We start from the raw sequence: 13653 nt of genomic DNA, 5'->3' as shown, positions 1-13653 counted from the left end.
AGGGAAGCGGGTCGGCGCGGCCCTAGCGTGAGGTGGTCAGGACAGGGGCACCACCTCACTAGGGGGACTGAGCGTGACCACGAACGTCACGACCGGCAACGGCATCGCCGCTCGCGCGGTCGACGTGTGGAAGGTGTACGGCAGCGGCGAGGCTCAGGTCATCGCGCTGCACGGGGTGAGCGTCGAGCTCGAACGCGGGCACTTCACCGCGATCATGGGGCCGTCGGGCTCGGGCAAGTCGACGCTGATGCACACGCTCGCGGGGCTGGACTCCGTCACGCGCGGGGACATCCTCATCGGCGACACCCGGCTCACCGGGATGTCGGACAAGGCGCTCACCGACCTGCGCCGGACCAAGGTCGGGTTCATCTTCCAGCAGTTCAACCTGCTGCCGACGCTGACCGCCGAGGAGAACATCCTCCTGCCCCTGTCGATCGCGGGGCGCAAGCCCGACAGCGCGTGGTACGACACCGTCATCAAGACGGTCGGGCTCTCCGACCGCCTCGGGCACCGGCCCAGCCAGCTCTCCGGCGGCCAGCAGCAGCGCGTCGCCTGCGCCCGGGCCCTGGTGTCGCGGCCCGAGGTCATCTTCGCCGACGAGCCCACCGGCAACCTCGACTCGCGCTCGGGCGCCGAGGTGCTGGCGTTCCTGCGCAACTCCGTGCGCGAGTACGGCCAGACGATCGTCATGGTGACCCACGACCCGAACGCGGCCTCCTACGCCGACCGGGTCATCTTCCTCGCCGACGGCCGGATCGTCGACGAGCTGCGGGAACCCACCGCCGAGGCGGTCCTCGACAAGCTCAAGGGCCTCGACATCGCGCCGGGCCGCCTGGCCGACGAGGTGGCCTGACGCCATGCTGAAGGCGACCCTCAAGAGCCTGCTGGCGCGCAAGCTGCGGCTGACGCTGTCGACCCTCGCGGTCGTGCTGTCGGTCATGTTCGTGTCCGGCTCGCTCGTGCTCACCGACACGCTCGGGCGCACCTTCGACAACCTCTTCGCCAACATCTACACGTACACCGACGTGCAGGTCTCGGCGAAGGCCGCGGTCCAGCAGCAGGGCGGCGGCGGCAGCGACCCGAGCACCCCGTTCCCGGCCTCGACCGTCGACAAGGTCGCGGCCTTGCCCGGCGTGGCCAAGGCGACCGGCGGGGTGTTCCTCAACGGCGCGACCCCGATCGGCAAGAACGGCAAGGTCGTGGTCAACCAGACCGGCCAGCAGTTCGGCGGGAACTGGAGCGGCGAGGACGACCTGGTGCACCTCTACCAGGGCCGGGCCCCGTCGGCCGACAACGAGATCGTCGTCAACAACGGGCTGGCCGTGACGGCGAAGATCAAGCTCGGCGACTCGATGGACGTCATCACCCGCGACCAGAAGCGGGCCACCTACACCGTCGTGGGGCTGATGCAGTACGCCGGCGGGCGGGACTCGATGGCCGGCGAGAGCGCGGTCTTCTTCACCACCGCGAAGGCCCAGGAGTCGATGCTCGGCGCGCCCGGGCAGTTCAACGCCATCGACGTCAGGGCCGCGGCCGGGGTCAGCGACGAGCAGCTGCGCGACACCGTCAAGGCCGGCCTCGGCGACCAGTTCGTGGTGCAGACCGGCAAGGAGCTCTCCGAGCAGAGCAGCAAGGGCATCAAGGACATCCTGAAGTACTTCAACTACGTCCTGCTCGGCTTCGGCGCCGTGGCGCTGCTCGTGGGCGTGTTCCTGATCCTCAACACGTTCTCGATCATCGTCGCCCAGCGCACCCAGGAGCTCGCGCTGCTGCGGGCGATGGGCGCGGCCCGGGGCCAGATCCTGCGCTCGGTGCTGCTCGAGGCCGTCATCATCGGCGTGGTCGGCTCGCTCTTCGGCTTCCTGGTCGGCCTCGGCCTCGGGGCCGGCGGCGCCCAGCTGTTCGTCGGGCTCGCCGACGGCGCCCAGGTCGCCAGCCTCGGCTTCCCGATCTCGGCGATCGTCGCCTCGTTCGTGATCGGCATCGGCGTGACCATCGTCGCGGCCCTGATGCCGGCGCTGAAGGCGGCCCGCATCGCCCCGATCGCGGCGATGCGCGAGTCGGCCACCCCCGACCGCCCGCTGACCAGGCTCACCGTCTCCGGCGCGATCGTCACCGCGCTGTCGGCCGGGGCGATGGTCTGGGGCCTGGCCGGGGCCGGCGGGGCCACCCTGGCGCTGGTCTTCGGCGGGGTGCTCGGCGTGCTCATCGGCGTGGCGCTGCTGACCCCGATCATCTCCAAGCCGCTCGTCGCCGCGCTCGGCGCGGCCGTGTCCTGGTCGGTGCCGGGCAAGCTCGGGCGGCGCAACTCCTCGCGCAACCCGCGCCGCACCGCGATCACGGCCGGCGCGGTGATGATCGGCATCGCGATCGTGACGGCGATCAGCACCATCTTCACCTCGCTGTCCACGGCGCTCGGCGACACCCTCGACAAGGACCTCGCCGCCGACGTCGTCGTGCTCGGCATGCAGACCAACGAGATCCCGCCGGTCCTCACCGACGAGCAGTACCAGGGGATCCAGCGGCTGCCGGACGTGCGGACCGTCGCCGGGTTCACCGTCGACGCCGTCGACGTCGACGGCGAGCAGCAGTACGTGGCCTCCTACCTCGACCCGGCCGCGGCCGGCACCGTGCTCAAGATCAAGGCGGAGGAGGGGCGCATCGACCGCCTCGGCCCCGGCGAGTTCGTGGTGGACCGCAAGACGGCGGACGCGCGCAAGCTCAAGCTCGGCTCGACGGTCGAGATGACGTTCGCGAAGGGCCAGCACAAGACGATGACGCTCGTCGGCATCACCGCGCCGTCGAACGTGGCCGGCGGCATCGTGGTCGACTACGCCGACGCGAAGGCGGGCTTCGCCTTCCCGCAGGCGTGGCGGGCGTTCATCTCGATCAAGGACGGCGCGTCCGTCGCCGCGGTCAAGGACGCCGTCGACACCGTGGTCAAGGACAACCCGCAGGTGCAGGCGTACACCAAGGACGAGTACATCAGCACCAACCAGCAGGGCTTCACCTTCGCCCTGGTCATCGTCCAGGTGCTGCTGTTCATCGCCCTGGCCATCTCGGTGCTCGGCGTCATCAACACGCTGTTGCTCTCCGTGATCGAGCGCACCCGGGAGCTGGGCCTGCTGCGGGCCGTCGGGCTGCGGCGCGGGCAGACCTGGCAGATGGTGACGACCGAGTCGATCGTCATCACCGTCTTCGGCACGGTGCTGGGCCTGGCCGTCGGGGCGGCCCTGGGGGCGGCGATCGTGACGGCCCTCAAGGACGTGCTCGGGTTCGGAGCGGTGACCCTGCCGTGGGGGCTCATGGTGGTGTACTGCATCGCCTCCATCGTCGTCGGCGGCATCGCCGGTCTCATCCCGTCGATCCGGGCCGTGCGCCTGAACGTCCTGGGTGCGATCGCGTACGAGTAGCTCCTGCTCCTGGCGCGTGTCTGAGAAAGCTGTGCGGTCCCGGGTCAGGGTCAACCCCGACCCGGGATCCGGGCTGCTCCCCCACTCGAATATCCGTGGCGGCGTCTACCCGCAGGCGGACGTTTTCCCCTCCGGCCGCCGAGACGATATGGGCACACCATTCACCAGGGGGAATCATGACTGCATCGGTTGCGACGCGCACCGAGGTGGCCGCGCGGGCGGTCGACGTCTGGAAGGTCTACGGCTCCGGCGAGGCTCAGGTCAACGCCCTCGCCGGCGTGTCGGTGGAGCTGGAGAAGGGCCGCTTCACCGCCATCATGGGCCCGTCGGGCTCGGGCAAGTCGACGCTCATGCACTGCCTCGCCGGCCTCGACGCCGTGACGCGGGGGCAGGTGTACGTCGGCGACACGAAGATCACCGACCTGTCGGACCGCGGGCTCACGAACCTGCGCCGCAACAAGGTCGGCTTCATCTTCCAGCAGTTCAACCTGCTGCCGACGCTGACCGCCGAGGAGAACATCCTGCTGCCGCTGTCGATCGGCGGGCGGAAGGCCGATCCGGCCTGGTACAACACCGTCATCGACACGGTCGGCCTGCGCGACCGGCTCTCGCACCGCCCGAGCCAGCTCTCCGGCGGCCAGCAGCAGCGCGTCGCCTGCGCCCGGGCCCTGGTGTCGCGGCCCGAGGTCATCTTCGCCGACGAGCCCACCGGCAACCTCGACTCGCGCTCGGGCGCCGAGGTGCTGGCGTTCCTGCGCAACTCGGTCCGCGACTTCGGCCAGACGATCGTGATGGTCACGCACGACCCGGTCGCGGCCTCCTATGCCGACCGCGTCGTCTTCCTCGCCGACGGCCACATCGTCGACGAGCTGCACGCGCCGACCGCCGACGCCGTCCTCGACCGGCTCAAGCGCCTGGACAAGGTGGCCTGACCCTCATGCTGAAGGCCACCATCAAGAGCCTGCTGTCGCGCAAGCTGCGGCTCGTGCTCTCCGGGCTCGCGGTCGTGCTCGGGGTCATGTTCGTGTCGGGCGCGTTCGTGCTCACCGACACCCTCGGCCGCTCGTTCGACAGCCTCTTCGCGTCGGTGTACTCCGGCACCGACGTGCAGGTCAGCAAGAAGGCCACGCTGGCCGGCGGCGGCTTCGACGGGCCCGAGCAGGCCGCCGCGGGGATGCCGGCCGACCTCGTCGACAAGATCAAGTCGGTGCCGGGCGTCGCCGGGGTGACCCCGCAGGCCGCCGCCGACGGGGCCCGGGTGATCGGCAAGAACGGCAAGGTCGTCACCACGTTCGGCCCGCCCCGGCTGGGCGAGAACTGGACCGGCGAATCGGACCTGCTCAAGCTGCGGCAGGGGCGGGCACCGAGCGCCGACGACGAGATCGTCGTCAACGCGGAGCTGGCCAAGGCCGCCGGGATCACGGTCGGCGACGACGTCGGGGTGCTCACCCTGCAGCCGAAGAAGACCTTCAAGCTCGTGGGCATCTTCGGGTACAGCGGCGACCGCGACTCCATCGGCGGCTCGCTCGAGGTCATGTTCACCACGCCGGTCGCCCAGGAGCTGATGCTGGGTCAGAAGGGGGTGTTCAGCAGCGTCGACGTCAAGGCGGAGCCGGGCGTCACCCACGAGGCGCTGCGCGACCGGGTCGCCGCCGCGCTCGGCGACGGCTACCAGGTCAAGACCGGCAAGGAGCTGCAGGACGCGACGACCAAGGACTTCAAGGCGGGCCTCGGCTTCTTCAACAACATCCTGATCGGCTTCGCCGGGGTGGCGCTGTTCGTCGGTACCTTCCTGATCCTCAACACCTTCTCGATCATCGTCGCGCAGCGCACCCGGGAGCTGGCCCTCATGCGGGCCCTCGGCGGCAGCCGCGCCCAGACGCTCGGCTCGGTGCTCACCGAGGCGGTCGCCATCGGGCTGCTCGCGTCGGTGCTCGGGCTCGCGGCCGGCATCGGCGTCGGGGTGCTGCTGGCCTGGCTCTTCGGCAACCTCACCGGCGTCGCGCTGGCCTCGGTGGGCGTGCCCGCCGCCGCGGTCATCAGCGCCTTCGTGGTCGGACTGGTCGTGACGGTGGTGGCGGCGGTACTGCCGGCACTGCGCGCCAGCCGCATCCCGCCGATCGCCGCCCTGCAGGAGGTGGCCACGCCCGACCGGCCGCTGACGAAGCTCACGGTCAGCGGCGCGCTCGTCGGCGCGGCCGGCGGCACGCTGCTCGGGCTCGGCCTGGCCGGCAAGGGCAGCGGCAACACGACGCTGTGGCTGATCCTCGGCGGCGTGCTCGTGACCTTCATCGGCGTCGCGCTGCTCACCCCGCTGCTGGCCCGCCCGGTCGTCGGCCTGCTCGGCCGGCTGTTCTCGTGGTCGGTGCCGGGCAAGCTGGGCCGGCTCAACTCGGGCCGCAACCCGCGCCGCACGGCGATCACCGCGGCCGCGCTCATGGTCGGCCTCGCGCTCATCACCGGCGTGAACGTCGTCCTCGCCTCGGCCAAGTCGAGCCTGAACCAGCAGGCCCAGAAGGACGTCACCGTCGACCTCATCATCTCCGGCGACGGCGACCAGAACGGGCCGGCGACGTTCGACCCGGCCGTGATGGACTCGGCCGCCCGGATCCCGGGGGTGTCGAGCGCGGCGGCGGAGTACTGGGAGTACGGGCAGGTCGGCGACGACCGCGCCAGCGTCTCCGCGGTGCCGGACGTGGTCGCGTGGGCGGGCATGTTCAAGCTCGCCGCGCAGCAGGGCTCGCTCGCGTTCACGGGCAAGAACCAGGCGATCCTCGACCCGGACACGGCCAAGCGCCGCGGGCTGGCGGTCGGGCAGAGCGTGGACATGCGCTTCACCCGCGGCGAGGTGCACCACGTGACCATCGTGGGCATCTACGCCAAGAGCAACGTGGCCGGCGGGATCATCGTGTCGCCCGACGTCATCGCGGACTTCCGGGTGCAGCAGCCGTCGTGGGGATACCTGAAGGTCGCGCCGGGCACCGCCGTCGCCGACGTCCAGCGGCAGGTCGACACGCTGCTCAAGGACAACCCGGAGGTGTCGGTGGCCAACCGCGCCGAGTACGTGGCGGCGCAGTCGGCCCAGTTCGACCAGCTGCTCACGATGATCCAGGTGCTGCTGGCGCTGGCGATCCTCATCGCGGTCCTCGGCATCGTCAACACCCTGGCGCTGTCGGTGCTGGAGCGGACCCGGGAGCTGGGCCTGCTGCGGGCGATCGGCATGCGCCGGGCGCAGACGATGCGGATGGTCACCGTGGAGGCCGTCGTGATCTCGGTCTTCGGCGCGCTGCTCGGCCTGGGCGTGGGCGTCGGGCTCGGCTCGGCGGTGGTGCGGGCGCTCAAGAACGAGGGCTTCACGCAGATGGCGTTCCCGTGGACGCAGATGGGGACGTACCTGGTGCTGGCCGCGCTGATCGGCGTCGTGGCCGCGGTGCTGCCCTCGATCCGGGCCGCCCGGGTCAACGTCCTGCAGGCGATCGCGCACGACTGAGCTTGCTCATCGGGGGTGGACGCCCGCGGCCTCGTGGCCGCGGGCGTCTTGCCGTCAGGCGACGAGCTTGCGCAGGTAGTCGACGTCGACGTCTTGCAGCGAGCCGATGAGCGTGACGCCTTCGGGGTCGAGATCCACCTCGCACGGTACCGCCAGCACGGCACACCCGGCCGCCCGCGCGCTCTTGATCCCGTTGGGCGAGTCCTCGACCGCGACGCAGTTGGCGGCCTCGGCCCCGACCAGCGCGGCGGCGGTCAGGTAGGGCATCGGGTGCGGCTTCGTCTCGTCCACCTCGTCCCCGGCCACGACGGCGTCGAAGTGCTCGGCCCCGATCGTGAGCAGCGCGACATCGACGAGATGCCGGTGGGTGGCCGTGACCAGGGCCAGCGGTACGCCGGCCGCCTTGAGCGCGCCGAGCAGCTCCTTCGCGCCCGGCCGCCATGGCACTCCCAGCCGCAGCAGCTCCTTCACCCGCTCCTCGAGCCAGACGACGGACTCGTCCATGGCCTCGCGGGTGGCGGGCAGGCCGAGGTCGTCGTGGAGGATGCGCATGGACTCGGCCATGTTCGTGCCGACCATGTCGCGCCGGGCCTGGGCAGACAGGGGGCGGCCGTGGTGGGCGGCCAGTTCCGTGAGGCCTACCTCCCAGATCTTCTCGCTGTCCACGAGGGTTCCGTCCATGTCGAAGAGCACCGCCTGCATCGCCACGGTTCCGGATCCTGCCTCGGCCGGGTTTCGGGTCGGGGGGTCGGCGGCTGTTCCGTGCGCAAACTCACGGGGGCCAGGGCGATAAGTCGGGCGCTCCGCGCCACGACTTATCGGATTTATGTCGCGCTGGGCGAAAAGTCCGACATGCTCCGCATGTCGGTTCTTGGCCACACCGGGCGTGGGACGTGCGGCGCGGCGTTGAAACCCTGCGCGACCGCGCAGAGCGAGGTGTGCGGCGTGGCGTTGGAGCGCATGCGGGGCCGGGGCCGGGTTCGCCGCGACACGACACCGCCGGCGTGTGGTCAGCGGTGTCGCCTCGTGTGCACAGCGCGTGCGGGCCGTTCCGGAAAGAGCCGGGCACCGATGGCGGCCGGGGATCGCGTTGCCGGGCTGCTCAGGACTCGTTGATGGCGGCCAGGAGTTGGGCGGGGGTCAGGGCTCCGGGGGCCTTGGCGGTGCGGGCGGCGTCCACCACCAGGCGGCGGGCCGTCTCGTTGGCCGGGGCCGGGACGCCGTGGAGGCGGCCCAGCAGGACGATCTCGCCGTTGAGGTAGTCGGCCTCGACCGTGCCCGTGCGCCGGGTCAGGCTCTGCCACGTCGAGCCGCCGCCGCGCATGGTGCCCGCCACCGGGACGAGCTGGAGGATGTCGCCGCGCCGGGCCTTGTCCTCTTCCAGGGTGGCGAAGTCGATGCCCGCGGCCTTCAGGACCGTCTCGCCCTCGGCTCGCAGGATCGCCGCGGGCTCGTCGGCGCCCTCGACCTGGCCGCACAGGGCCTCGACGGCGTTGCCCAGGTTCATCAGCAGTTTCGCGTACTTCTGGCGCATGATGTCCGGCCGCGCCTGCGACACGAAGCCGGCCTTCGACAGGTGGGCGGCGATCTCCCGGCTGGTGTCGTCGACGCCGCCGGGGAAGCGGCCGATGTCGAGGATGCCCGGCACCGGGGCGCACTGGGCCACGACCACGCCGGGCTCCAGGTGGGCCGACGGGAGCATGACGCAGATGGCGTACACGTCGGGGAACAGGCGCAGGGCCGCGCGCTCGTTGGCCACGCCGTTCTGCAGGCAGACGACGGGGACGTCGCGCGGGAGCTGTTCCAGGACCGCCTGGGTGTCGTTGCTCTTCACGGCCAGGACCGCCACGTCGCCGGGGCGCCAGTCGACCTCGGACGGGGTGGCGTGGGCCGGCAGGTGGTGTCTCGAGTCGCCGGCGGCCTCGCGCAGCAGCAGGCCGTCGCGGCGGATGGCGTCCAGGTGCGGGCCGCGGGCGACCAGCGCCACGGGCGCGCCCGAGCCGGCCAGCCGGCCCGCGACCACGCCGCCGACCGCACCCGCTCCGATGATCACGAATCGCACGCCCCCGACGGTACCCACTGAACCGGCCCTAGCCACGTACGACCGTCGCTCGTAGTGGGCAGCCCGGCTGGCACGAATGGGGGACTCGGTCTACGAGATTGGCTAGTAGTGTTCCTCGCATCTGATCCACCCCCCTTCAGCTACAGCACCGAGAGGAATACGACAATGAGCGAGTACGGCGACTTCTCCATGGGCCAGGAGTCCAGCGAGCTGGAGCAGCTGCACCAGGCCTCCGGCGGCGAGCAGGACTTCCAGTCGCAGTTCGGGGTGTTCGAGGCCGACCACTCGGCGGCCGAGTCGACCGACTTCGAGACCGGCCGGCACGTCGAGTTCGAGGGCGCGGACGGCAGCCGCTACGAGTCGACCGACTTCACCAACTACTCGCACGACACCGAGGAGTCGGACCACGTCTTCGCCGCCGAGGGCAGCGAGTCGATGCACAGCGCCCAGTTCTCCGAGATCGACGCGTTGCGCGCGCAGATGGGCAGCAGCTTCGCGCAGGGTACGCAGATCAGCACCGGCGGCGACGGGTTCTCGATCGCCGGAAACTGACGACCGTCGCGCCACGCGGGCGCCGTGCCGCATCAGCCCCGGCCGGCGTCCGCGCGGCGTTGCGTGACAAACGCGACAAACAGGACCAGGAATCGGCGACCGTCGCGCCGCGTTCCGCGCGACGAGCAGGACTGGGGACTGACGACCGTCCCGCCCGGCCGCATCAGCTCCGACCCGCGTCCGCGCGGCGTTGCGCGACGGACGGGAGTCCCGTGACGGGCGGCGTCCGCGCGGCGTTGCGTGACGGACAGGAGTGGTGGCGGTCTGTTCTTGCCACCGCGGAGGCCGGGATTCCTGGCGGGAGCGACGGTCCGCAGGTGACGCGGACCCGAGCCATGCGCTTGCTACAACGCCAGGAGCGTGCGCTCCAGGATCGCCAGCACCGGCGGGGCGGCCAGGGTCGCGCCACAGAGCGTGACGATGGCGGCGCGCGGGAGCCGGCGCAGGGGGCGGGGCGGGTCCAGCAGGCGGTGCATCCGCTCCAGGGCGTCGCCGCCGTGCAGGGGCAGGCCGGGCGCCGGTCCCGCCGAGCCGGCCATCGCGGCGAGGGCCCGGGCCAGGTCCACGCGCCGGGCGGTCCGCGCCGCGGTGTCGTCCGCGCACAGCTCGACCAGGCGGTCGACCTGCCGCGCGCCGAGGCGGAAGCAGGGCGCCCACGGGAACGCCTGGGCCAGCATCCGCATCCAGCGGGTCGCCTCGAAGTGGCGGCCCTCGTGGTGGCCGCGCTCGTGGGCGAGGACGGCCGACAGCTCCGGCGCGGCCAGGCGGTCCACGGCGGCCGACGTGATGACGATGTCGGCGGCGCGCCCGGGCAGCCGCGGGCCGGGCACCAGGTAGGCGGCCGGCTCGGGGTGCGTCACGACGGTCGCGCCCGGCACCCGCTGGCCGGTCCCCGCGGCCCGCACGAGCAGCCGCAGCCGGCTGCGCAGCGTGCGATGGGTGGCGTACAGCCGCCCGGCGCTGAGCACCAGCCGCACCCCGAGCGCCAGCAGCACCACGAGCCCCGCGAACGCGATGGCCCGCGCGCGGTGGTGGTCGTGGCGGCCCAGGAGCGCGTCGAGGCACATGTGCCAGGCCCCGGCGGCGAGGTCGTGCGCGCAGTCCCAGTAGAGCAGCAGCGTCAGCGCGGCCAGCAGGGCCGAGGCCAGGATCGCGGCGCTCAGCACCAGCCAGGCCGCGACGCCCAGCCGCGGCGAGCGGGTCACCCATCCGGCCGCGGCCAGCCGCGGGGCGCCGAGCGCGGCCAGCGCCAGCGCGAACCCGACCAGCAGTAACGGGCTCATCGCCCGGCGATCTTGCGCTCGTACGTGCTCAGCGCCGCGCGCAGGGCCGCGGCCTCGTCGAGGGTCATCCGGCCGACGAAGTGCGTGAGGGCCTCGAGGCGATCGCCGCTGTCGACGAGGACCTCGTGCATGGTCTGGGCCACGTACTGGTCGCGGGTCAGGGCCGGGCTGTACCGGTAGGCGCGGCCGTCGGGCTCGCGGGTCAGCCAGCCCTTGCGGAACAGGGTGTCGAGCACCGTCATCACCGTCGTGTACGCGAGCTCGCGGTGCCAGGTCAGCTCCGTCATCGCCTCCCGGACGGTGGTCGGCCGCTCGCGCTGCCACAGCAGCTCCATGAGCGCCGCTTCCAAGTCCCCGAACCCCTGCACCGCAGCCCCTCCCCTGGCCCGCCCAACTATCGCGAATCGTACCCACGGGCGGCCCGTGTGCCAGTCGGCCGCGGGGCCACATCCTGGGAAGTGGCTACCGTCGCGGTTGCCGGCGAGTCGTAGGGTGCCTGCATGCAGGTGACTCAGTCCGCGAAGCTGGCCAACGTCTGTTACGACATCCGCGGGCCGGTCATGGCCGCCGCCAAGCGCATGGAGGCCGACGGCCACCACATCCTCAAGCTCAACATCGGCAACCCGGCGCCGTTCGGCTTCGAGGCGCCCGAGGAGATCCTGCAGGACGTGATCCTCAACCTGCCGGCCGCGCACGGCTACGGGGACTCCAAGGGGCTGCTGTCGGCCCGGCGGGCCGTGGTGCAGTACTACCAGCAGAAGGACGTCACCGGCGTCGACATCGAGGACGTGTACCTGGGCAACGGCGTCTCCGAGCTCATCGTCATGTCGCTGCAGGCGCTGCTCGACAACGGCGACGAGGTGCTCATCCCCTCCCCCGACTACCCGCTGTGGACGGCGTCGGTGTCGCTGTGCGGGGGGCGGCCCGTGCACTACGTGTGCGACGAGTCCAACGACTGGATGCCCGACGTCGAGGACATCGCGGCCAAGGTGACCCCGCGCACCAAGGCGATCGTGGTCATCAACCCGAACAACCCGACCGGCGCGGTCTACAGCCGGCAGATGCTGGAGCGCATCGCCGAGGTCGCCCGGCGCCACGACCTCATCGTGTTCTCCGACGAGATCTACGACAAGATCCTCTTCGACGGCGCCGAGCACGTCTCGACCGCGGCCGTCGCGCCGGACCTGCTCACGATCACGTTCAACGGGCTGTCCAAGGCGTACCGGGTGGCGGGCTTCCGCACCGGCTGGATGGTCCTGGCCGGGCCGAAGGCGCACGCGACGAGCTACATCGAGGGCCTCGACATACTGGCCAACATGCGGCTGTGCCCGAACGTGCCGACCCAGCACGCGGTGCAGACGGCCCTGGGCGGCTACCAGTCGATCAACGACCTGGTCCTGCCCGGCGGGCGGCTCCTGGCACAGCGCGACATCGCCTGGAAATTGCTCAACGACATCCCGGGCGTGTCGTGCGTGAAGCCGCAGGGGGCGCTCTACATGTTCCCGCGCATCGACCCCGAGGTGCACCCGATCAAGGACGACCTGCGCTTCGCCCTGGACTTCCTGAAGGCGGAGAAGGTGCTGGTCGTGCAGGGCACCGGGTTCAACTGGCACCACCCGGACCACTTCCGCATCGTGACGCTGCCTCGGGTGGCCGACCTCGAGGACGCGGTGACGCGGCTCGGGCGGTTCCTGAGCACGTACGTGCAGGACTGACGCGGCGACCCGGGCGCGCGAGCGCCCGGGTCTTCCCGTTCCGGACATGTCGCCCGACGAGGTATAAGTCCGAAATGTCGGCCGGTTCGGCCGCGAAGCGGCCGACATTTCGCACGGAAGCTGCGGGAGCGGTCTACCAGGCCCCGGTCGCCGACGGGCCGGCCTGGCCGCCGCGGCGGCGCAGGTACTTCTCGAACTCCTGCGCGATCTCGTCGCCGGACAGCGGCTGCAGCCCCGCGTCGCCGGAGCGCTCCTCCAGCTCCCGCACGTATTCGGCGAGCTCGGCGTCCTGCTCGGCGGCCTGCTTCAGCCGCTCCTCCCACTCCGCGGACTCCTTGGCCAGGTCGCCGGTCGGCACCGGCAGGTCCAGGATCTCCTCGAGGCGGTGCAGCAGGGCCAGGGTCGCCTTCGGGCACGGCGGGTTGTTCGCGTAGTGCGGCACGTGCACCCAGAACGACACGGCCTCGAGGTCGGCGCGCACGCTCGCGTCGTGCAGGACGCCCACGATGCCGGTCGGGCCCTCGTAGCGGGTCGGGATCAGGCCGAGGCGCTCGATCGTCTCGGCCGAGGCGCCGGACGGGGCCGAGCCGCTCACCGGCAGCGGCCGCGTGTACGGCACGTCGGCGAGCAGCGCCCCGAGCAGGACCACGCGGCTGACCTCGAGGGAGTGGCACACCTCGAGGACCTCCTCGCAGAAGGTCCGCCAGCGCATGCTCGGCTCGATGCCGCGGATCAGCACGATGTCGCGCTCGGCGTCGGGCGGGCTCGCCACCGAGAAGCGGGTGGTCGGCCACTCGATGCGCCGCGTCTCCCCCTCGGACATCACGACCGTCGGCCGGTTGACCTGGAAGTCGTAGAAGTCCTCGGGGTCGAGCGAGGCGATGGTCTCGGCACCCCACTCCTGCTCGAGATGCTCGACCACGGCGGTCGACGCATCGGCGGCGTCGTTCCACCCTTCGAACGCGGCAATCGCGACAGGGGAGCGCAGCACGGGCAGGCCGTCGAACTCGGTCACGGGTCCCAGCCTACGTGGATGCCCGCGCAATGGCTTGTTGGCCGCGCTGGGGAACCCAGATGAGAGTGGATACCCGCCGCCGCCGGCGCCGGGTGAGATGTCACGCCCAGTAGCAGGGGACTC

At 71.5% G+C, this 13653-nt stretch carries 11 protein-coding genes; 6 read left to right on the top strand and 5 right to left on the bottom strand.

Translation table 11 applies throughout. The annotated features are described in order from the left end of the window. Positions 1–73: 73 nt before the first annotated feature. From AC6JBM_RS05560 to AC6JBM_RS05545, 4 genes are all read left to right on the top strand, one after another. Positions 74–853, top strand: a complete 780-nt coding sequence (locus AC6JBM_RS05560; RefSeq protein WP_497982543.1) for an ABC transporter ATP-binding protein — start codon at positions 74–76, stop codon at positions 851–853. A gap of 4 nt (positions 854–857) precedes the next feature. After that, positions 858–3413 (top strand): ABC transporter permease, encoded by a 2556-nt coding sequence (locus AC6JBM_RS05555; RefSeq protein ID WP_497982542.1) that lies wholly within the window; start codon positions 858–860, stop codon positions 3411–3413. Positions 3414–3589: 176 nt separating this feature from the next. Further along, entirely contained in the window at positions 3590–4345 is a 756-nt protein-coding gene (locus tag AC6JBM_RS05550) for an ABC transporter ATP-binding protein (RefSeq protein WP_433076499.1), read from the top strand. A 5-nt stretch (positions 4346–4350) separates the two neighbouring features. Continuing rightward, on the top strand, positions 4351–6903 hold the full coding sequence (locus AC6JBM_RS05545) for an ABC transporter permease (protein ID WP_497982541.1): 2553 nt from the start codon (positions 4351–4353) through the stop codon (positions 6901–6903). Between the two features lie 54 nt (positions 6904–6957). Here AC6JBM_RS05545 and AC6JBM_RS05540 read toward each other — a convergent pair whose 3' ends face one another. Together AC6JBM_RS05540 and AC6JBM_RS05535 are read right to left on the bottom strand one after the other, a co-directional pair. Then, on the bottom strand, positions 6958–7596 hold the full coding sequence (locus AC6JBM_RS05540; RefSeq protein WP_497986419.1) for an HAD family hydrolase: 639 nt from the start codon (positions 7594–7596) through the stop codon (positions 6958–6960). Positions 7597–8005: 409 nt separating this feature from the next. Continuing rightward, positions 8006–8965 (bottom strand): ketopantoate reductase family protein, encoded by a 960-nt coding sequence (locus tag AC6JBM_RS05535; RefSeq protein ID WP_497982540.1) that lies wholly within the window; start codon positions 8963–8965, stop codon positions 8006–8008. Between the two features lie 165 nt (positions 8966–9130). Between AC6JBM_RS05535 and AC6JBM_RS05530 the strand changes: the two genes are divergently transcribed. After that, positions 9131–9517, top strand: a complete 387-nt coding sequence (locus AC6JBM_RS05530; protein ID WP_497982539.1) for a hypothetical protein — start codon at positions 9131–9133, stop codon at positions 9515–9517. 344 nt (positions 9518–9861) lie between these two features. Here the strand turns inward: AC6JBM_RS05530 and AC6JBM_RS05525 are convergent, their stop codons facing one another. Beyond that, positions 9862–10800, bottom strand: coding sequence for a M56 family metallopeptidase (locus tag AC6JBM_RS05525; protein WP_497982538.1), 939 nt, complete (start codon positions 10798–10800; stop codon positions 9862–9864). Further along, on the bottom strand, positions 10797–11168 hold the full coding sequence (locus AC6JBM_RS05520) for a BlaI/MecI/CopY family transcriptional regulator (RefSeq protein WP_350625681.1): 372 nt from the start codon (positions 11166–11168) through the stop codon (positions 10797–10799). Before AC6JBM_RS05520 ends, AC6JBM_RS05525 begins: the two co-directional genes overlap by 4 nt. A gap of 132 nt (positions 11169–11300) precedes the next feature. On the opposite strand from AC6JBM_RS05520, the gene AC6JBM_RS05515 reads away from it, so the two are divergent. Continuing rightward, entirely contained in the window at positions 11301–12515 is a 1215-nt protein-coding gene (locus AC6JBM_RS05515; RefSeq protein WP_497982537.1) for a pyridoxal phosphate-dependent aminotransferase, read from the top strand. Between the two features lie 133 nt (positions 12516–12648). On the opposite strand, the gene AC6JBM_RS05510 is transcribed toward AC6JBM_RS05515, so the two are convergent. After that, a complete protein-coding gene (locus tag AC6JBM_RS05510; protein WP_433076511.1) occupies positions 12649–13530 on the bottom strand; it encodes a PAC2 family protein in 882 nt (293 codons plus the stop codon). Positions 13531–13653: the final 123 nt, after the last annotated feature.

The organism is Dactylosporangium thailandense, assembly GCF_059739745.1.
The sequence above is the reverse complement of the archived record's forward strand: the minus strand, read 5'-3'. Positions and strand labels throughout refer to the sequence as shown.

What these genes read in the sequence shown, in the direction of transcription:
- AC6JBM_RS05525 (WP_497982538.1), bottom strand. Translation starts at nt 10,800, where the DNA reads ATGAGCCCGTTACTGCTGGTCGGGTTCGCGCTGGCGCTGGCCGCGCTC.
- AC6JBM_RS05555 (WP_497982542.1), top strand. Translation starts at nt 858, where the DNA reads ATGCTGAAGGCGACCCTCAAGAGCCTGCTGGCGCGCAAGCTGCGGCTG.
- AC6JBM_RS05515 (WP_497982537.1), top strand. Translation starts at nt 11,301, where the DNA reads ATGCAGGTGACTCAGTCCGCGAAGCTGGCCAACGTCTGTTACGACATC.
- AC6JBM_RS05550 (WP_433076499.1), top strand. Translation starts at nt 3,590, where the DNA reads ATGACTGCATCGGTTGCGACGCGCACCGAGGTGGCCGCGCGGGCGGTC.
- AC6JBM_RS05545 (WP_497982541.1), top strand. Translation starts at nt 4,351, where the DNA reads ATGCTGAAGGCCACCATCAAGAGCCTGCTGTCGCGCAAGCTGCGGCTC.
- AC6JBM_RS05530 (WP_497982539.1), top strand. Translation starts at nt 9,131, where the DNA reads ATGAGCGAGTACGGCGACTTCTCCATGGGCCAGGAGTCCAGCGAGCTG.